The sequence below is a fragment of the Shewanella sp. UCD-KL21 genome (assembly GCF_001957135.1).
Lineage (GTDB): Bacteria > Pseudomonadota > Gammaproteobacteria > Enterobacterales > Shewanellaceae > Shewanella.
Window position 1 is genome coordinate 142,406 of the sequence record NZ_MPHK01000001.1, and the last position, 17,860, is coordinate 160,265.

Genomic DNA, 17,860 nt, shown 5'->3' on the forward strand with positions numbered 1-17,860 from the left:
GGAGTTCTGCTTTTGTCTACTTCGCATACAGATTATCAATTAAGTGCTGACCTATTAGGTCCTGTGTTGAGTATTTTAGATGCATATCAAGATCCATATTTAGCCGAAGGGCTAGTATCTGCAGGTTGTGTCACTAAGCTTTCAATTGAAGGCAAACGTTTATCTCTTGGGTTAGTTTATCCATACCCATGTATGACGCAATATCGCGATACTGTCATGGATGTGACTAAAAAATTAGCCGTACTTGATGCTATTGATGAAGTAGAGTGCGAAATTGATTTTCAGCCAAGAGTCTTTTCTGCGGTTAGCTCTGTAGCGCCATTGCCCAATATTAAGCAAGTCATTGCTGTGGCGTCAGGTAAAGGCGGCGTGGGTAAATCAACCACGGCAGTTAACCTTGCATTAGCTTTAAAAGCAGAAGGCGCTGAAGTGGGCATCTTAGATGCTGACATTTACGGACCTTCTATTCCTATGATGTTAGGTTTACAAGGTTTTAAACCGACTTCACCAGACGGGAAAATGATGACTGCAGCCAGTGCCCATGGCATTACTGCCCAATCAATCGGCTTTATGTTGGGTGATGGCGAAGCTGCAGTATGGCGTGGTCCAATGGCGGCTGGTGCTTTAAATCAGTTATTAACTGAAACCCAGTGGCCAGAACTTGATTATTTGGTTATCGATTTACCACCTGGAACCGGTGATATCCAATTAACCCTTTCGCAAAAGTTTCCTGTGAGTGGCACCGTTGTGGTGACTACACCGCAAGATATTGCCCTTGAAGATGCGAAAAAAGGCATTACCATGTTCCAAAAAGTGGACATCCCAGTGTTAGGGATTATTGAGAACATGAGTTTTCATTTATGTCCTGAATGTGGCCATAAAGAACACCCATTTGGTACTCATGGTGGCAGTAAAATTGCCGAGCGTTATGAAGTACCGTTATTAGGCGCGTTGCCGCTTAATATCAACATTCGTGAATCAATGGATGAAGGTAACCCTGCAGTTGTGAGTCAGCCTGATTCAGACGTAGCTGGGATTTATCGTGAGATCGCTCGTAAAGTTGGGGCTCAACTAGCCAAGCAACAAAGTAAAAAGACAGTATCAATTAGTATTTCAGACGACGAGTAAGGTTTTAAATAATGAATTCTCCGCAATGTGTCATTATCGGTATCGCGGGTGCGTCAGCATCAGGTAAAAGTTTAATTGCTCAAACTATTTTTGAAGAGTTAAAGCGTGATTTAGGTACCGACCAAATTGGCGTAATCAATGAAGATGCCTATTATCGCGACCAAAGCCATTTATCAATGGATGATCGTGTTAAAACCAATTATGACCACCCTAAAGCGTTAGATCATCAGTTGTTAGCTGAGCATCTAAAACAGCTAAAACGAGGCGAGTCGGTTGATATTCCTTGCTACAGCTATAAGGAACATACTCGTATTGGCAAGACCTTAGATATGCAACCTAAAAAGGTGATTATCTTAGAAGGTATCTTATTATTAACGGATCCTAAACTGCGTGAATTAATGGATGCCAGTGTATTTATGGATACGCCGTTAGATATCTGTTTCTTACGTCGTCTATCACGTGATGTTGCTGAGCGCGGCCGTACCATGGAATCTGTGATTTCTCAGTATAAAGCGACCGTTAGGCCGATGTTTTTACAATTTATTGAGCCATCTAAGCAACATGCTGACATTATCGTGCCTCGTGGCGGTAAAAACCGTATTGCAACCGATATCCTTAAAGCAAGAATACAGCATTTATTAGCACGCTAATTATTAGCACGCTTAATGTAGCCGTGTTTTGCGGATTAAAATTGTATTAAGATAAAATGATGACACAGAACGGCTCCTACAAATGGGGCCATTCTTTTGTGTAAAACCGCTTGAATCGACATGCTAATATCAAGCTGGCAGTCAGATAACACTCAGGAACGAGAATGGCATCAGTATTTGTTAATGGATTACCACAACAGCAAATTAACCCACTGGATAGAGGTTTAGCCTACGGTGATGGTGCATTTGCCACCATGCGTGTGTTGCAGGGCAAGGTGTTATTCATTGATGAACATATTGAGCGATTGCAGCAAGCGTGTTTGCGTTTGGGCTTTGCATTACAAAATCAACTTGAGTTAATAAATCAGCTTGAGCAGCACGGCCAGATTATAAACCAAGGCTGTATCAAAATACTTATTAGCCGCGGCGTAGGTGGGCGAGGTTACACAGCCCCTGACATCGTGGAGCAAACAAGCGTCATTTCCTTACATGAGATCCCCGCTCACTATCAGCAATGGCAGCAGCAGGGGATCAGTTTATCTTTGGCGGCGGTTACGTTAGCGCGCCAACCATTACTGGCAGGAATGAAGCACCTTAATCGGCTTGAGCAAGTGCTGATTAAGCAAGACTCATTACCCCAAGGTTGTGATGATTGGTTGGTACTTGACACCGATGGCAATGTAGTTGAATCATCAATGGCCAATGTCTTTATTGTTGAAGGCCAAAATGTTTATACCCCAGCAATTAGCCACAGCGGTGTATCAGGGGTGATGCGACAACAACTTATTATCGCGTTATTACAAAACAACATTAACGTTTACGCTGAACCAATCAGCTTATCTAGGCTTAAGCAAGCAGATCATGTTTTTATCAGCAACAGCCTGTTGGGCATTATTAATATTAATAATCTTGATGATAACCAATATTCCAGCTGGCCTATGAGCCATAACTTAATTAAACAGTTACAATTATCACTCTAATATGAAAAAAATACTGACCGTTTTACTCGCATTTTTGATGACCCTAACCACAGTGGCTTGCATTGTCGGTTACTGGGGATATCAACAGATCATCGCTTATCCCAATCAGACTCTCACCGTGGATGCGCCTGTTGAGTTAACTATTTCACAGGGCATGAATGTCACAAAGCTTGCTAAAGATTTAGAGCATAAACAATGGCTAACTGATAGCTGGAAATTAAAATATCTGGTTAAGCTTAAACCTGAATATGCTCATATCAAAACAGGCTTATATCAAATTGAGCCGGGTGACAGCTTGGGATCTTTACTGAATAAGATTAATTCGGGTGACCAAATCAGCTTTTCAGTAACGTTAATCGAAGGCAAGACCATTAAGGAATGGCAACAAGTGTTGGCCACATCGCCGCACCTAACTTTTGATGAGCAAGTGTTCAATCGAGTGTTATTGAAAAATGGTGACGATTCAAATTTACCTGAAGGTAAGTTTTTTCCTGAGACTTATCAATATCATGCAGGCGATAATCTAGAGTCGGTGCTGCAACGCAGTTATGCGTTAATGCAAACCACTTTAGAGGCAGCGTGGCAACAGCGAGATAAAGATCTTAAACTAAAAACACCCTATGAGTTATTGATCATTGCCTCAATCATCGAAAAAGAAACGGGCAAGCCAGAAGAGCGCGATTGGGTCGCAGCAGTATTTAATAATCGCTTAAAATTAGGCATGCGCCTACAAACAGATCCTACCGTGATTTATGGCATGGGCGATCGTTACCAAGGTAATATCACTCGCAGTGATTTACGTGAGCACACGGCATTTAATACATATCGCATAAATGGTTTACCGCCAACACCGATAGCAGCCCCAAGTAAAGCCGCTTTGTTTGCCGCCGCCAAACCTGCCGAAGTCGATTATTTATATTTTGTCTCAAGAAATGATGGCAGCCATGTTTTTTCAAAGACACTTGCACAACATAACCGTGCAGTTAACGAATATCAGAGAAATAGAAAATGAGTAAAAACAACGCTAAATTCATTACAATTGAAGGATTAGAAGGTGCAGGTAAATCCAGCGCAGTTGAATTAGTAAAACAAATTATTACAGATCATTGTCATCAAGCGCCAATATGTACTCGTGAGCCAGGTGGTACGCCATTAGCAGAAAAAATTAGAGATTTAGTCAAAATTGCTGATGATAGCGATCCATTGTGTGATGAGGCTGAATGTTTGCTGTTTTACGCTGCCCGTACTCAGTTAATTTCCAATGTCATTAAGCCCGCTTTAGCCAACGGAACTTGGGTCTTAGGCGATAGACATAACCTCTCGTCGTTAGCTTACCAAGGCGGCGGTAGAGGATTAATGCCATTAGTAAAATCCATTAGTGATGCTTGTTTACAGGGCTTTAAACCGGATTTAACCCTGTATTTAGATATCGAACCGCAATTAGGCTTAGCCCGCGCAGCCAAACGTGGTGCGTTAGATCGCATCGAGCAACAAGAATTGGATTTCTTTATCCGCGCTCGAGAAACCTTTTTAGCGTTTGCTGCTGAAGATAGCTCAATTTTAGTTATCGATGCCAGTAAACCCATTGAACAAGTCCATGAACAGATCCGAGTCGCATTAGCTGCCAATCTTGTGTAATGCTAATGACCTTGATTAATAACAGCGTAAAGTGAGTCATTGATGCAAGCTTTTGGATTAAATCAGTTGCCCTGGTTAGATGAACCGTTTCAGCGATTCTTAAATGAGTTAGCTAATGGGCATAGTGCCCACGCACAACTGTTAACCATAGATACCGGTCTAGGAGGGCATTTATTTGCTCATGAAATGGCCCATGCTGCTATGTGCCAACACTTAACCCCTGTGGGCGCATGCGGTCAATGTAAAAGCTGTCTGTTATTTAACGCGGGAACACATCCTGATTGTCATGTGATTAAAGCCGATGGCAATCAAATTAAGGTCGATCAAATTCGCGATTTATGTCAAAAATTAACGGTCACAGCCCAGCAAGGCGGTCAACGTGTCGCCATTATTCAAAACTGCGAGCAATTTAATCTAGCATCAGCCAATGCGCTATTAAAAACCTTAGAAGAGCCGGGTAATAATATTTTAATTATTTTACAAACAGACGTGCCTTCAAGATTGTTAGCAACCATAAAAAGTCGCTGCCAGAATGTGGCCTTTAATGCCCCCGATAGACGCCAAGTATTAGCTTGGCTGTCTTCCCATCAATTATTACCACAACCTCCTTATGGCGAGAAAGCCCATGATGTGACTTGGTGTTTAAGTATGATTGGTGGGCCGTTAAAATTAGCTGAAAGCCTAGGTAATCAACATTACCAACAACTACTGCAATATCGAGTCGATTGGGCAAACAGTATTAAATCTGGACATTTGACAGGCAGTTTAATCAAGTTGTCAGAGCAACAAATTATTGATGCACTTAATGTTTTATATTTGTACTTAAGGCAATATGTGTTAAAAAGTAAGGAGCTCGACGCATTAGCTGCGAGTAACATCATTGGTTTCTCATCGAAAGTCGCGCAAATGTGCCAAAAATTAGCGACGATGGCGAGTATAAACGCGCCTGCATTATGTCAAGATTACATTCTTGAATTTAGACAACTTATTCATCACAGACAATAGAATTACACTATGACCGATCTTGTTGTAAATTTTGATACTCTGCACCAATTGTACAGAGCATATATGCCATTCATTAAACCTGCGGGTTTGTTTATTTCGACCACAGAAAGCCACTTTCTGGGTCAGGAGTTATCCATAGCTTATAAGTTGCCTGGTACTTCACAAATGGCTGATTTTCAAGGTGTGGTGGTGTGGATTAACCCACTGGGTGCATCAGGTGGCCGACCTGCAGGTATTGGCGTAAAAATAAAAACCGACCCTGAAAGTCATAAACATCATATTGAAAAGCTGCTTTCAACTCAGTTATCTTCAAGTGATATGACTTGTACCATGTAACGGTTAAACAAGGGTACTGTAAAGATTCATCCTCCATCATAGGTTTGATTTGGCTAATACAATTAAGCTAAACAAAAAATGTCACAACCAAATCTAACCTTTGATTAAACTGTGGTAACCGCTGAGATGAAAATCAGCTTGAAAGATAATCCTCCCCTAGGTATTCTTGCTGGCTTGTTTAAGCCTTTAAAGAATCATCATGTTAATCGACTCTCACTGTCATCTAGACCGCTTAAAAGCCGCGCCAGATCAAGCTAGTTTGCACACTATCGTTGATGCTGCAAAATCTCGCGGCGTTGAATATCTTCTTTGTGTTAATGTTCGCCAGCAAGGTTTTGAAGCCATGCGCGATAAAATGGCCGACTTTGATAATATATTCTTATCTTCAGGGGTGCATCCGCTTGACGTTCAAGACGGTCTCCATGTCAGTGAAATTAAGCAATTTGCCACAGATAAAAAAGTCGTGGCAATTGGTGAAACCGGCCTTGATTATTTTTATGCCCCTGAAACGAAAATATTGCAGCAACAATGCTTTGAACAACAAATTTCCTTAGCCGTAGAGGTGAATAAGCCGCTGATTGTTCACACTCGTGATGCCCGTGAAGATACCATTAACATGCTAAAAGCCGGTCATGCCGACAAAGTGGGTGGGGTATTGCATTGTTTTACTGAAAACTGGGAAATGGCCAAAGCGGCAATTGATTTAGGTTTTTATATCTCAGTGTCAGGTATTGTCACCTTTAAAAATGCCGGAGAGCTTCGCAGCGTGATCCGTAAAGTGCCTAAAGACAGATTACTGGTTGAAACTGACTCACCATATTTGGCGCCAGTGCCACATAGAGGGCAAGAGAATCAACCTGCTTTTGTGCGTGATGTTGCAGAGTTTGTTGCTGAGTTACGCGGTGAAAAGTATACCGATTTAGCCGAATATACCTCGGAGAACTTTTTTAACTTGTTCAAAGAGGCAGCAATATTAGCCAAGCGTTAATTTACGCTTTTGTGTTAAATGTTAGCATTAATTTTAGGCTGAATTTAAGGCAAAAAGAGACCCAAAACTATCCAGTTGTTCTGGGTCTAGGGGAACGGCTCTTTTAGAAAAGAGCCTTGCGCTACTGTCGAAAACCAATTTCACTAAAAATCTTACTTCTCAGTATAGACAGGTAAATCAGACTCTGCCTGAAAATTGCGCAATTAGCCGGTGTGTATATGCTGCAATAGCTTAACAACTAGCGTCGACTGATTATTGGTAAACGATAAAAGTCGCTGAATTGTCGGCAATAAAGTGTATCTACTCTATTTTATCTTTTACCAATTCTCTGGGTAAATTATTTTTCAATCGATGGCCTAAATGTTTTACCACCCCTAATGGACTGCTATGGTGAGTGACAATCATTTCGCCCTTTGGGGTTAAGTCTAAATCGCTAAAGCTATCGGTGGCGATATCACGGCCCATTAAAAAGTCTTTCGCTTGTTGAGCATCAAGTTCGATAATTTTATCGTCTGAGTTGATATAGCGGCTAAGGCCGATAATGGCTTCATGTTTTACCTTAAAGCCTTTTTTCATTACATCGGCCAATTTGACTCCAATGCGTTGATAACGCATTAAACCGGTGAAATCGTTAAATTCAGCAGGAAATAACCAATACTCATCATCACGGATCATTACCGTATGATCTGTTGGTAACGTGAGATTAAAGGTGGCGCTAAAGTATTGTTCAATGGCGGATACTTGTTTGGCACTTGCAACAGAAAACGGGAAGTTACGCTGAGGCTTAGGTTGCTTTTTAATTCGTTCAACCGATGCGGTTTTACGGATTTTAGCGATGAAGAATCCTTCGCTATCATAAATTTGCGGCCAAACGTGTAAAAAGCCTTCTTCGGTACAGGCTTGTTCTGCGCCAGAGAATAAATCAGTTAGCGGAATAAATTCAACAGCACCGGGATAGGTTTGTTTTAAAAAATGACAAATTTGCTGATTTTCAATCTGACTTAAGGTGCAAGTGGAATAAACCAATGTGCCACCGGGCTTTAAGGCTAAAAAGGCGGATTGGATCAGCTGTTTTTGAGTCTCAGCAATATCAACAACATCATCTAATTGCCAGTTTTTAAGCGCATTAACGTCTTTTCTAACCGTACCTTCGCCACCGCATGGTGCATCGAGCAACACAGCATCAAACTTTTCAAATAAATACTCACCAAAGACTTTGCCATCAAAATGGGTTAGAGCACATTGCTTTACGCCCATTCTAAGCACGTTGGCGTGCAAAATTTTAACGCGACTGGCAGAGTACTCATTAGCAATTAATAAGCCTTGATTATCCATTAAGGCGGCTAACTGAGTCGTTTTTGAGCCAGGCGCTGAGGCGACATCGAGGATCAGTTTACTTTGGTTATCATTTTGTAGCAGTGCAACAGGCGGCAACATCGAACTGGCTTCTTGGATATAAAATAAGCCTTGAATATGCTCAATCATATTACCAATTTGCACATCATCGCTGACTGAAATCCAAAAACCTTCAGCGCACCAAGGGATAGCTTCAAACTGCCAGCCATTATCAGTCATTATTTGGGTAAACTGCGCCACGGAAATCTTTAACGTATTTACTCTGATTGATTTACGTAAAGGACGATTACAGGCAGCAATAAAGTCGTCCATATTAAGGTGTGCGGGGAGTTCTGTAGCAATATGGGTTAAGTATTGCGGATTTATTTGAGCCATAGTAAAAATATCGATAAAACAACTGTGTAATAATACGGTAGATTATATCATGCATTTCCACGGTGTCGCTCACCCTGTTAAAGAAAGCGCAACCAACACATTTGCTAACCGGTGATGTTGAAAACAACAGCTGTGTAAAATAACGGAGTATTCAGTGCTAAATAGAGTTTGGTTGTTTTTTTTCTTAACGGCAGCAATCGCCATAATCGTGCAATTGTTTAATGGCCATGTTGAGGTATTAGGGGAGTCGGTTAACGCTATTTTTAGTAGCGCCAAGTTAGCTGCTGAAATATCCATTGGCTTAATTGGTGTGTTAGCGCTGTGGATGGGGCTGATGCAAGTGGGTGAGAAAGCCGGTGTGGTCGCGGTATTTGCTAAATTGTTTGAGCCGTTATTATCAAAGTTAATGCCAGAGGTGCCAAGGGGGCATAAAGCTTACGGCAGTATCACCATGAATCTCACCGCAAACATGTTAGGCCTAGACAATGCTGCCACGCCGCTTGGTCTTAAAGCGATGCAAGACTTACAAAGCCTAAATCCAAATAAAGACGTGGCGACTAACGCACAGATCTTGTTTTTAGTACTCAATACCTCCTCAGTCACTTTAGTGCCAGTGACGGTATTTTTGTATCGAGCCCAGCAAGGCGCTGTTAATCCTGCAGATGTGTTTTTACCTATTCTATTAGCCACAGTGGCATCAACCTTAGTGGGTTTATCTGTTGTGGCAATTGTTCAGCGTATTTCTTTAATCAATAGTGTGGTGCTGGCTTATGGCGCAACTCTGTTTAGTATATTAATTGCGGGTGTGTTTTATTTATTAACCCTATCTGCTGAAGCCATTGGTACTTTATCGACGTTATTAGGTAATGGCATATTATTAGCCTTAATTATGAGTTTTATCCTGATTGCAGGTTACCGCAAAGTCGCCATTTATGATGAGTTTGTCGAAGGGGCAAAAAGCGGTTTTTCCCAAGCAATAATGTTAATTCCATATTTGTTGGCAATGTTACTCGCCATTGGTTTATTGCGTTCATCGGGCGCCCTTGATTTTGCCCTACAAGGCTTAGCAGGCCTAGTGAGTTTGTTGGGGTTTGACAGCCGTTTTGTCGATGCCATGCCTACGGCGTTAATGAAACCATTTAGTGGTTCTGGTGCAAGGGCGATGATGTTAGAAACGATGGAGCATCATGGGGTTGACTCTTTTGCGGGTCGTTTATCGGCGATTTTTCAAGGCAGCACAGAAACCACCTTTTATGTACTTGCTGTGTACTTTGGCTCTGTCGGTATTCGAAATAGCCGCCATGCACTGGGCTGTGGTTTAGCGGCAGACGTCGGCGGCATAATGGCTGCAATCGCCGTTTGTTATTGGTTTTATGGCTAAGCGCAATTGCGGTAAAACGAGCAATAAAAAATCGGCAAATGCCGATTTTTTATTGGATGTTATTTATGAGCAGCAAGATTATAAAGGCTTCAGTTGTTCAGGTTTCCACTTACGCCATTCAGCTTTCATTTTGTTATGTAAGGTAAATCTTTCACCCAGAGCTAATTGATTCGATTCATCCGTTACTTCTTCAGTTACGACTGAAATACCACCTGAAAGCAGCGTTTCAAGAGAGCCGGTTTCAATTTGGGCGCCAGAGAAAATACCTACCTCAAGTTTAATCCCAGATGCATCCCAGAACTGACTGGTTTGATTCACTAAGTGGGCATATTGCTTTTCAATGTGTGAATACATTAATACTTGGTTGCCATTATAAGATAATGAGTATCCATCCACTTGCCCAATAGCAATGCCTCTAAAGAAAATAGGGGTGCCAATTTTTATCGAACCCAACTGACTATCAACAAGGGTCACTTTTAATGCATCTTCATCGATATCCGCATCGTAACGTGCAGCTAAGTGACCATCAAACTGTGTTGCTTGGCGTTCTGACTTGCCAGGTAGCACGCCAATGTAAGGGCCTGTTATCAAGGTTTCTGGCGCTTTAATACCCACTAACGAAATTTGTGCATCGACGACAAAAAATTCACTGTCTTCTTTGGTGAAATGTTGGGCGTATTCACCATAAAGATAAGCACTCACGGTTAAGTTGGCTAAATCTTGATTGAGTTTAACTTGTTGAATCACACCCACTTGATGGCCTTGATATCGAATCGCTGCTTTTGCAGCAACTTTGGCATCAGCTGGTAGTGATAGTGTGATGGCTTTGGCCTGTTTTAGGGCCAGCTCTTTTGAATCATATAAACGAGTTTGATTGCCTTGTTGGTTTTCTGGCAACAAACCTAGGCTAATACTGCCTTTTAAGGCGCCTTCTAATGGAGCGATATCAACATCAATGCCAGATAAACTGGCATTGATACTGGCGGCATCGTTTCGCCAAAATACGCTGTTACTTCGAACCAAGTTAGTAAACCTTTTTTGAATGGCTACCTTGATTGAAAACTTATCAGTTTGACTGCTCCAATTTACTTCTGACACAGAGCCAATACGCATTTTTTTGTAATAAACCGGTGAGCCATGGGCTAAACCTGCGCCATCAATACTGTCTAGCGCTAAGGTGCTCATTGATGATTTATTTAATGCCGTTAAGGCTTGATCTGCAGATTGATATAACGAAAATTTTGTTTGGGGTTTAACTACAGCCTTAGCTTTACCTGGCACTAAAGAAACCGCGCCAGCAAGCAGGGTATTAATATCTCGGGTTTTGACCTTTACGCCATCTAAGGAGGCATCTATGGCAAGCGCGGACTCAGACACAAAATAACTGTCCACAGTGAGTAATGATGAATATTCAGGCTGAATGTCCACTGAGTATTCGACACGGCTAAAGTCATCAGATAATTTTACTTGGGTAATCTCACCAATAGCCATTTGCTTGTAACGCACCTCAGCCCCAGCGCTTAAACCGCTGTGTTCATCTGAGGTTAATTTGATGCTTAACTGGCTTGCTTGCATAAGGTCTGGTGCTTGCGATTGTAATTGATACTCTGGTGGCAACGCGTTGTCACTTACACCAGGTAGCACATTGACCACACTACCTGTGATCAACCTTGCAGCGTGCTTGACGCCCTCTAAAGAAATATCAGCACCGGCAATCCAAAATTGGGTATCTGCGTTTAATAAGTGTTGGTATTGACTATCAAACTTAGCTAAAAACTTCACGCCGTTTTTAGTTAGTTGGGTTTGATGAATTTTACCCACATCAATGCCGCGATACACTAACGCTGAACCTTGATTAATCTCATCAGCATTATCGGCTATCAGAGTGAATTCGATGCCTTTTACAGCACTTTCTTCATCAGGGTAAAGCACAAAGTTGTCACCATTTTGCACCGCGGCAGAATTAGCGACTGAATTAAAACTTATCCCGCCAGCCAGCAGCGATGCCAAGCTTTCAGTATTGACTTTAATGCCCGACATAGACGCATCGATTTTTAGGCCCGACACGTTCCAGAACTGGGAGTCTTGTGTCACTAAATGGGCATACTGTTGCTCGATAAACGTGCTGATATTGATGGTGTCGCTGTCGATTAAGCGATAGTTTACGACTTTTCCGACAGGTATTTGACGGTAAAACACCATTGAGCCGATATCCAGTGAGCCTAACTTTGAGGTGGTCAGCGTAATTAGAACCCCATCGGTATCGGGAAGCATAGTCGGCGCATCTTTTAAGGCGATAAATTCCGTGGCTGAGCTGCCATCACCGGGTTGAACGGCAATATAATTACCTGAAAACAAGGTGTCTAAACCTTCAATACCGGTGATACTGGCTTTAGGCGTGACCAACCAGAACTTGGAGTTTTTATTGAGAAACGGATCAGAGCGATAATCCATAATAATTTTGACATTAACGCCAGACAATTCATTGTCGATACTGATATCCGTTACCTTACCAACGGTCAAACCTTGGTATTTGACTAAGGTTTTACCGATATCGATACCAACGGCATTAGGGAAGTGCACAATAATCTCGATACCTGATTCTTTGATGCTTTTTACACCAAGCCAAGCGCCAAGAGCCAAGGCAACAATCGGTAATAACCAAATCGGCGAGAATAATTTCTTTTTAACAACTTTTGGTGATTCAATTTGTGTCATTGTTTTTTTCCAAGCGATCCCAAAGTAAACGAGTATCTAATACCTTTGCAGCTAACTGAGTCAGTAAAATAACTAAAGCAAATGCGGTTGCTGCAGGTGCGGGTTTAGCATCAAGCAATTGCCCCATATTAACGACGGCGACAGTTAACGCAATAACGAATAAATCCAGCATCGACCATCTGCCAATCCATTCAATAATATGAAAACCTACCATGAGTTTCTTTTTTGAAACCGGCAAGTGAAAACTAATAGCGGTTAAATAAATCGCTAAGCCAACAATTTTAAGCCAAGGCACAAGTATGCTGGCAGTAAAGACAATAATAGCAATGGGGATCATGTCAGAGTGAACCAAATGCACAATACCGGTAAATATGGTGTCATAGGTGACTTTGCCCTGATTGGTGAGCATTGTAATAGGGTAAATATTGGCTGGGATCAGCAAAATGGCTGCGGTGATCAACAAGGCCCAACTTTGCTGTAAACTGGCAAGATTACGGGGTTGAATTTTAGAATCACAGCGACGACAATTGCGACTATTAATAGTGTTAATTTTTCGGCAAACCGTACATAAACAAAAACCGATTTGTTTTCCTTGCTGAGCTGCAGTGTTAACGCTCATCGGCCATCCCCCACATATGCTCTAAATTATATTCTCGTTGTAAAAACAAGATGACCAAAAATAACATACAAAAACAGAAGGTTCCCATACCTAAATAAATATCTGAGAAGTCAGACAAGTTAAACGCAGCCACCAAAAATGAAATAACGTAAATTTCAAGCATGGTCAGTTGCGATAAAGTGGCATGGTTTTTAAGCAGTGAGCGATATGTCTTTTGCCAAAAACAGGAGTGCAATTTAAGTTTAACAATGCTGACTTGCAATAAAATCGATAAAATTAATAATCCCGGGGCAATGACCGCTGCCGCCATCACAGCAACGCCAACTATCCAATAACCCTGCTGCCACACCGCCACAGCCGTTTCAAAAACTGTTGTTGTTCGCACACTGCCTAAAAAGTTGATTTCTATGATGGGTAAAAAGTTAGCCGGAATATAAAATAATAATGCCGCGATACACAAGGCAAGCATGCCATTGATTGAGCAGTAAGGAACGTCGTAAAGTGCCGTATGACAGCGAGGGCATAATGCGCGAACATTAGACGGTAAGGCGCGCTTTTGAACGGCTAAGTCACAGGAGCGGCACAATATAATGGTGTTCGGGTCAAGACTTTTCGGCATAGATAAAGGCAAACCGTCCATGTAGTGAAATATTAACGAGCAATAAAATAATAAAAAACGCTTTGTTTTGATTAAAAACACAGTGGAAATATTATTTATCAAGTTACAATAAAACCTAATAATACCAGAATAATCAGAATACTTGCATCAGAAGTTAGTTCTATGACACTCTATGCACTGTATATAAAAACAGTGAGAGGTTAATCATGGCTGTAATAACAAAGTTTGTCGTGGTAAGAGAAGGGGTTGAGAAGATGACTTTTACATCTAAGAAAGAAGCTGACGCCTACGACAAAATGCTCGACATTGCGGATAACTTAGTGCCTTTTATTACTGGCGCCGAGCTGGAAATAGAGGAAAATAGTGTCGAAAAACTTGCTTTTTATCTTGCATCTAACAAGGATGAACTTGCAAATTTATTAAAAGGGATCGTTAAGCCTAAAGCGGCTACGCCCAAAACAACAACCAAAAAAGCCACTAAAAAAGCGGCTGCAGAATAATAAAAACCTCATTTAGGATGGACAATGAAAGCTGAGTTTTATGACACATTAAACCGCCAAGTACTGGCGTTAATGGCCGGTGAAGACGACCTTATTGCAGGAATGGCAAACTTTTCAGCGTTATTAAATGACAACTTAGATGATATAAATTGGGTTGGCTTCTATATTAAGCGTGAAGAACAACTGGTTCTTGGTCCGTTTCAAGGAAAAGTTGCTTGTACACGTATTGTGATCGGTAAAGGGGTATGCGGCACAGCAGCGGCAAATGATGAAACACAATTAGTGGCAGATGTGCATCAATTTGCAGGACATATTGCTTGTGATGCAGCCAGTAATTCTGAAATTGTAGTCCCTGTTCGCCAAGGCAATGACGTAGTTGCAGTATTAGATATTGATAGCCCATCATTGAATCGTTTTGATACAGACGACAAAAAAGGCTTAGAAATGCTGGTAAAAAGCTTTGAATCTTGCCTATTTGCTTAATTAGCGACCAAATATAGCAAATTGCGGGTCGCAATCGCTGCCATGAGCTTTATAATACCGAACAGCGCGCATTGCTATGGATAAAATTTATTTACTGTAAAATTACAGCTAAGTGAGTTAATTTGTTAAGGCATGTTTCAATTGCTTTAGCAATCGATTAAGAAGTGCTAATTTGAACGTTAAGCAAGATCTGTTTAACGAAAGATAAACGACTGTACTCGCAAAGAAAGCTGAGACTCAGTCCCTTTTATAACGTGGAAGTAAAAATGGAATCAACAGACAAGTTGACCGACACCAACGCAGTTTTAGCGTATTTATATGAAACATTTCCTTTATGCTTTATTGCAGAAGGTGAAACTAAGCCATTAAAAATTGGGTTGTTTCAAGATTTAGCTGCAAGGTTGGCTGATGATTCTAAAGTAAGTAAAACACAATTACGTGTAGCACTTAGACGTTATACAAGCAGCTGGCGCTACTTGAAAGGCGTTAAAGCGGGTGTTCAACGTATCGATCTTGACGGCCAAGATTGTGGCGAATTAGAGCAAGAACATATTGACCACGCTCAACAAACGTTGAAAGAAGGTCAAGAAAAAGCCAAAGCTAAGCGTCAAGCTATTGCGGCAAAAGCGGCGCCTAAAAAGCCAGCAAGAAAACCTGCTGCTAAAGCGCCGGTTAAAAAAGACCGTCCAGCTAAGCCTGCAAAACCTGCCGCACCTAAAATTAATTATGTTGCTGCTAAATTTGACGAGCTTAAGCAAAAACAACGTGTTAGTGTCAAGTTAGGGCAAAACCCTGTACCTGGTGTTATCACTGACATCAAGAAAGAAGATATCCATGTACAGCTAGATACTGGATTAATCGTAAAAGTTCGTGCAGAGCATATTTTATTATCGTGATCATTTAAGGAGTAACTTGTTGATGCGAAAACTCACTTTGGCTGCGTCGATTGCCACTTTATTTGTCGGTTTTTCGGCTTGGGCAATAACACCAACGATTCAAATCAACGAGTTACCTAAACTTGAGCAAGAGCCTCAACACAAGGTTGCGAGTAAGCGGGTAACGAATTTATTTACTCGTTCTCACTATCATCGCTTTGACCTTGATGATGCTTTTTCTGAGTTGATTTACGAAAGATATTTGCAACAACTTGATTTTCGTCGCAATGTTCTAACTCAAGCTGATGTTGATACTTTTAAACAGTATCAGCATTTGTTTGACGATATGGTCAAATCTGGCAATATCGAACCCGCCTTTGATATGTACTCCCTAGTGCAAAAACGTCGTTATGAACGTTTTGCTTATGCGCTTACTTTACTTGATAAAGAATTCGACTTTACCGAAGCCGGCGATGCTTACGAGTTTGACCGTGAAGAAGCTGCTTGGCCAAAAGATGAAGCTGAGCTCAATGAGCTATGGCGTCAACGCGTTAAATATGACGCACTGAATCTAAAACTTGCCGGTAAAGATTGGAAAGAAACCGTCGAAGTATTAGGCAAGCGTTATAACAATGCCATCAAGCGTTTAAGTCAAACACAAAGCGAAGATGTATTCCAAGGTGTGATGAATGCCTTTGCTCGCACGGTAGAGCCTCATACCAGTTACTTGTCTCCTCGTAATGCAGAACGTTTCCAAATGGAAATGAACCTAAGCCTTGAAGGCATTGGCGCTGTACTGCAAATGGATGATGACTACACTGTCATTAAAAGTTTAGTTGCTGGTGGCCCCGCTGCTACCAGTGAAAAATTATCACCTGAAGATAAAATTATTGGCGTAGGCCAAAAAGACGGTGAGATTGTTGATGTTATCGGTTGGCGATTAGACGATGTTGTAGAGTTAATTAAAGGGCCAAAAGGCAGTGAAGTTAACTTACAAATTCTACCGAAAAAAGGTGGCGCCAATGCAAAAGCATTTGAAGTGACCATCATTCGCGACAAAATTCGTTTAGAAGATCGCGCAGCAACATCAAAAGTGATTGAGCCAACAGAAGGCGACTACGCCAACCGTAAAGTCGGTGTGATTCAAATTCCTGGTTTTTACATGAACTTGTCAGTTGATGTAGAAAAAGAATTGGTTAAATTAAAAGAGCAAAACGTTGAAGGCGTTATCATTGATTTACGTCGCAATGGCGGCGGAGCCTTAACAGAAGCCACATTATTAACCGGTTTGTTTATTGATATGGGCCCTGTGGTTCAGATTCGTGATGCCAACGGCCGAGTTACTCAAAACCGTGATAATGATGGTAAGAGTGCATATGATGGCCCGTTAACTGTCATGGTTGATCGTTATAGTGCATCAGCGTCTGAAATTTTTGCTGCGGCATTACAAGATTACGATAGAGCGTTAATTGTTGGTGAAGCCAGTTTTGGTAAAGGCACAGTGCAGCAGCACAAGAGCCTTGGCAGAATTTATGACATGTACGAAAAACCGATTGGTCACGTGCAATACACCATTGCTAAGTTCTATCGCATTAATGGTGGCAGTACCCAGCTTAAAGGTGTTACACCCGATATTATGTTCCCAAGTGCATTAGAGCCGGGTGAATACGGTGAATCTGAAGAGAAGAATGCACTGCCATGGGACAAGGTTCCTGTCGCGCAATACGGCACTCTAGGTAATATCAAACCAGAGTTAGTGACTAAGCTTGACGAAAAGCATCAGCAGCGTATTAAAGCAGATGTTGAGTTTGGCTATATCTTTGAAGATATCGCAGAGTTTAAGAAGCACCACGATGATAAAACCATTTCATTAGTTGAAAGTGAGCGAATCGCTTCACGTGAAGATGATGATAAACGTTTACTTGATAGAACCAATGAACGTCGTGTTAAAAATGGTTTAGAGCCGTTAGCCTCTTTAGATGACGATGAAGAAATCGAAGACAGTGCAGATACTAGCACTGAGGCAACTGAAGTGGCACAAGCCAATGAGGCTGACGAAGAAACAGAAGATGAGTTAGTTGTGCCAGATGCTTTCTTAGACGAAACAGCATTAATCACCTTAGATATGGTTGATGCAAAGAAACTCGCAGTGAAGTAAACTTTATTTCGTGCCAAAAAAACGCGCTCTAAGCGCGTTTTTTATTAAGTG

17 protein-coding genes are annotated in these 17,860 nt (G+C 41.5%); 13 read left to right on the plus strand and 4 right to left on the minus strand.

What is annotated here, in order from left to right; all coding sequences use genetic code 11:
* Nucleotides 1-12: 12 nt before the first annotated feature.
* The 8 genes from apbC to BM739_RS00660 all read left to right on the plus strand — a co-directional run bounded on the left by apbC (nucleotide 13) and on the right by BM739_RS00660 (nucleotide 6,725).
* Complete coding sequence (gene apbC, locus BM739_RS00625; RefSeq protein ID WP_076536263.1) at nucleotides 13-1,128, plus strand: iron-sulfur cluster carrier protein ApbC; 1,116 nt, start codon at nucleotides 13-15, stop codon at nucleotides 1,126-1,128.
* Nucleotides 1,129-1,139: 11 nt separating this feature from the next.
* Nucleotides 1,140-1,778 carry a uridine kinase gene (gene udk / locus BM739_RS00630; RefSeq protein ID WP_076536265.1) on the plus strand — a complete coding sequence of 213 codons (639 nt, stop codon included), beginning with the start codon at nucleotides 1,140-1,142 and terminating at the stop codon, nucleotides 1,776-1,778.
* Nucleotides 1,779-1,942: 164 nt separating this feature from the next.
* On the plus strand, nucleotides 1,943-2,758 hold the full coding sequence (pabC, locus tag BM739_RS00635) for an aminodeoxychorismate lyase (RefSeq protein WP_076536267.1): 816 nt from the start codon (nucleotides 1,943-1,945) through the stop codon (nucleotides 2,756-2,758).
* 1 nt (nucleotide 2,759) lies between these two features.
* Nucleotides 2,760-3,770 (plus strand): endolytic transglycosylase MltG, encoded by a 1,011-nt coding sequence (gene mltG / locus BM739_RS00640; RefSeq protein WP_076536269.1) that lies wholly within the window; start codon nucleotides 2,760-2,762, stop codon nucleotides 3,768-3,770.
* Nucleotides 3,767-4,396 (plus strand): dTMP kinase, encoded by a 630-nt coding sequence (gene tmk / locus BM739_RS00645; RefSeq protein ID WP_076536271.1) that lies wholly within the window; start codon nucleotides 3,767-3,769, stop codon nucleotides 4,394-4,396. The genes mltG and tmk overlap by 4 nt, the downstream gene beginning before the upstream one ends.
* Before the next feature lie 42 nt (nucleotides 4,397-4,438).
* The gene (holB, locus tag BM739_RS00650; protein WP_076536273.1) at nucleotides 4,439-5,401 is read left to right on the plus strand and encodes a DNA polymerase III subunit delta'; all 963 of its coding nucleotides are present in this window, start codon (nucleotides 4,439-4,441) and stop codon (nucleotides 5,399-5,401) included.
* 9 nt (nucleotides 5,402-5,410) lie between these two features.
* Nucleotides 5,411-5,737, plus strand: coding sequence for a PilZ domain-containing protein (locus BM739_RS00655; RefSeq protein ID WP_076536275.1), 327 nt, complete (start codon nucleotides 5,411-5,413; stop codon nucleotides 5,735-5,737).
* A gap of 199 nt (nucleotides 5,738-5,936) precedes the next feature.
* Nucleotides 5,937-6,725, plus strand: coding sequence for a TatD family hydrolase (locus tag BM739_RS00660; RefSeq protein WP_076536277.1), 789 nt, complete (start codon nucleotides 5,937-5,939; stop codon nucleotides 6,723-6,725).
* Between the two features lie 300 nt (nucleotides 6,726-7,025).
* On the opposite strand, the gene rsmF is transcribed toward BM739_RS00660, so the two are convergent.
* Complete coding sequence (gene rsmF / locus BM739_RS00665) at nucleotides 7,026-8,456, minus strand: 16S rRNA (cytosine(1407)-C(5))-methyltransferase RsmF (RefSeq protein ID WP_076536279.1); 1,431 nt, start codon at nucleotides 8,454-8,456, stop codon at nucleotides 7,026-7,028.
* Nucleotides 8,457-8,610: 154 nt separating this feature from the next.
* On the opposite strand from rsmF, the gene BM739_RS00670 reads away from it, so the two are divergent.
* Nucleotides 8,611-9,837: a nucleoside recognition domain-containing protein gene (locus tag BM739_RS00670; RefSeq protein ID WP_076536281.1), complete on the plus strand. Its 1,227-nt coding sequence runs from the start codon at nucleotides 8,611-8,613 to the stop codon at nucleotides 9,835-9,837.
* Nucleotides 9,838-9,915: 78 nt separating this feature from the next.
* Here BM739_RS00670 and BM739_RS00675 read toward each other — a convergent pair whose 3' ends face one another.
* Genes BM739_RS00675 through BM739_RS00685 form a run of 3 tightly spaced genes read right to left on the minus strand, consistent with a single transcriptional unit; the run spans nucleotide 9,916 to nucleotide 13,793 of the window.
* Entirely contained in the window at nucleotides 9,916-12,555 is a 2,640-nt protein-coding gene (locus BM739_RS00675) for an MlaD family protein (RefSeq protein ID WP_076536283.1), read from the minus strand.
* Nucleotides 12,542-13,174: a paraquat-inducible protein A gene (locus BM739_RS00680; RefSeq protein ID WP_076536285.1), complete on the minus strand. Its 633-nt coding sequence runs from the start codon at nucleotides 13,172-13,174 to the stop codon at nucleotides 12,542-12,544. The genes BM739_RS00675 and BM739_RS00680 overlap by 14 nt, the downstream gene beginning before the upstream one ends.
* Entirely contained in the window at nucleotides 13,164-13,793 is a 630-nt protein-coding gene (locus BM739_RS00685) for a paraquat-inducible protein A (RefSeq protein ID WP_076536750.1), read from the minus strand. The genes BM739_RS00680 and BM739_RS00685 overlap by 11 nt, the downstream gene beginning before the upstream one ends.
* 206 nt (nucleotides 13,794-13,999) lie before the next feature.
* On the opposite strand from BM739_RS00685, the gene BM739_RS00690 reads away from it, so the two are divergent.
* The 4 genes from BM739_RS00690 to prc all read left to right on the plus strand — a co-directional run bounded on the left by BM739_RS00690 (nucleotide 14,000) and on the right by prc (nucleotide 17,809).
* On the plus strand, nucleotides 14,000-14,293 hold the full coding sequence (locus BM739_RS00690; RefSeq protein ID WP_076536287.1) for a YebG family protein: 294 nt from the start codon (nucleotides 14,000-14,002) through the stop codon (nucleotides 14,291-14,293).
* Between the two features lie 24 nt (nucleotides 14,294-14,317).
* Nucleotides 14,318-14,776, plus strand: coding sequence for a GAF domain-containing protein (locus BM739_RS00695; RefSeq protein WP_076536289.1), 459 nt, complete (start codon nucleotides 14,318-14,320; stop codon nucleotides 14,774-14,776).
* A gap of 266 nt (nucleotides 14,777-15,042) precedes the next feature.
* Nucleotides 15,043-15,672 carry an RNA chaperone ProQ gene (proQ, locus tag BM739_RS00700; RefSeq protein WP_076536291.1) on the plus strand — a complete coding sequence of 210 codons (630 nt, stop codon included), beginning with the start codon at nucleotides 15,043-15,045 and terminating at the stop codon, nucleotides 15,670-15,672.
* 22 nt (nucleotides 15,673-15,694) lie between these two features.
* A complete protein-coding gene (gene prc, locus BM739_RS00705) occupies nucleotides 15,695-17,809 on the plus strand; it encodes a carboxy terminal-processing peptidase (protein ID WP_076536293.1) in 2,115 nt (704 codons plus the stop codon).
* Nucleotides 17,810-17,860 lie beyond the last annotated feature (51 nt).

Bases quoted from the DNA above. Each gene is read 5' to 3' on its own strand.
- udk (WP_076536265.1), top strand. From the start codon at position 1,140: ATGAATTCTCCGCAATGTGTCATTATCGGTATCGCGGGTGCGTCAGCA.
- proQ (WP_076536291.1), top strand. From the start codon at position 15,043: ATGGAATCAACAGACAAGTTGACCGACACCAACGCAGTTTTAGCGTAT.
- BM739_RS00660 (WP_076536277.1), top strand. From the start codon at position 5,937: ATGTTAATCGACTCTCACTGTCATCTAGACCGCTTAAAAGCCGCGCCA.
- mltG (WP_076536269.1), top strand. From the start codon at position 2,760: ATGAAAAAAATACTGACCGTTTTACTCGCATTTTTGATGACCCTAACC.
- tmk (WP_076536271.1), top strand. From the start codon at position 3,767: ATGAGTAAAAACAACGCTAAATTCATTACAATTGAAGGATTAGAAGGT.
- BM739_RS00675 (WP_076536283.1), bottom strand. From the start codon at position 12,555: ATGACACAAATTGAATCACCAAAAGTTGTTAAAAAGAAATTATTCTCG.
- BM739_RS00655 (WP_076536275.1), top strand. From the start codon at position 5,411: ATGACCGATCTTGTTGTAAATTTTGATACTCTGCACCAATTGTACAGA.
- rsmF (WP_076536279.1), bottom strand. From the start codon at position 8,456: ATGGCTCAAATAAATCCGCAATACTTAACCCATATTGCTACAGAACTC.
- BM739_RS00680 (WP_076536285.1), bottom strand. From the start codon at position 13,174: ATGAGCGTTAACACTGCAGCTCAGCAAGGAAAACAAATCGGTTTTTGT.
- BM739_RS00695 (WP_076536289.1), top strand. From the start codon at position 14,318: ATGAAAGCTGAGTTTTATGACACATTAAACCGCCAAGTACTGGCGTTA.
- BM739_RS00685 (WP_076536750.1), bottom strand. From the start codon at position 13,793: ATGCCGAAAAGTCTTGACCCGAACACCATTATATTGTGCCGCTCCTGT.
- prc (WP_076536293.1), top strand. From the start codon at position 15,695: ATGCGAAAACTCACTTTGGCTGCGTCGATTGCCACTTTATTTGTCGGT.
- pabC (WP_076536267.1), top strand. From the start codon at position 1,943: ATGGCATCAGTATTTGTTAATGGATTACCACAACAGCAAATTAACCCA.
- holB (WP_076536273.1), top strand. From the start codon at position 4,439: ATGCAAGCTTTTGGATTAAATCAGTTGCCCTGGTTAGATGAACCGTTT.
- BM739_RS00690 (WP_076536287.1), top strand. From the start codon at position 14,000: ATGGCTGTAATAACAAAGTTTGTCGTGGTAAGAGAAGGGGTTGAGAAG.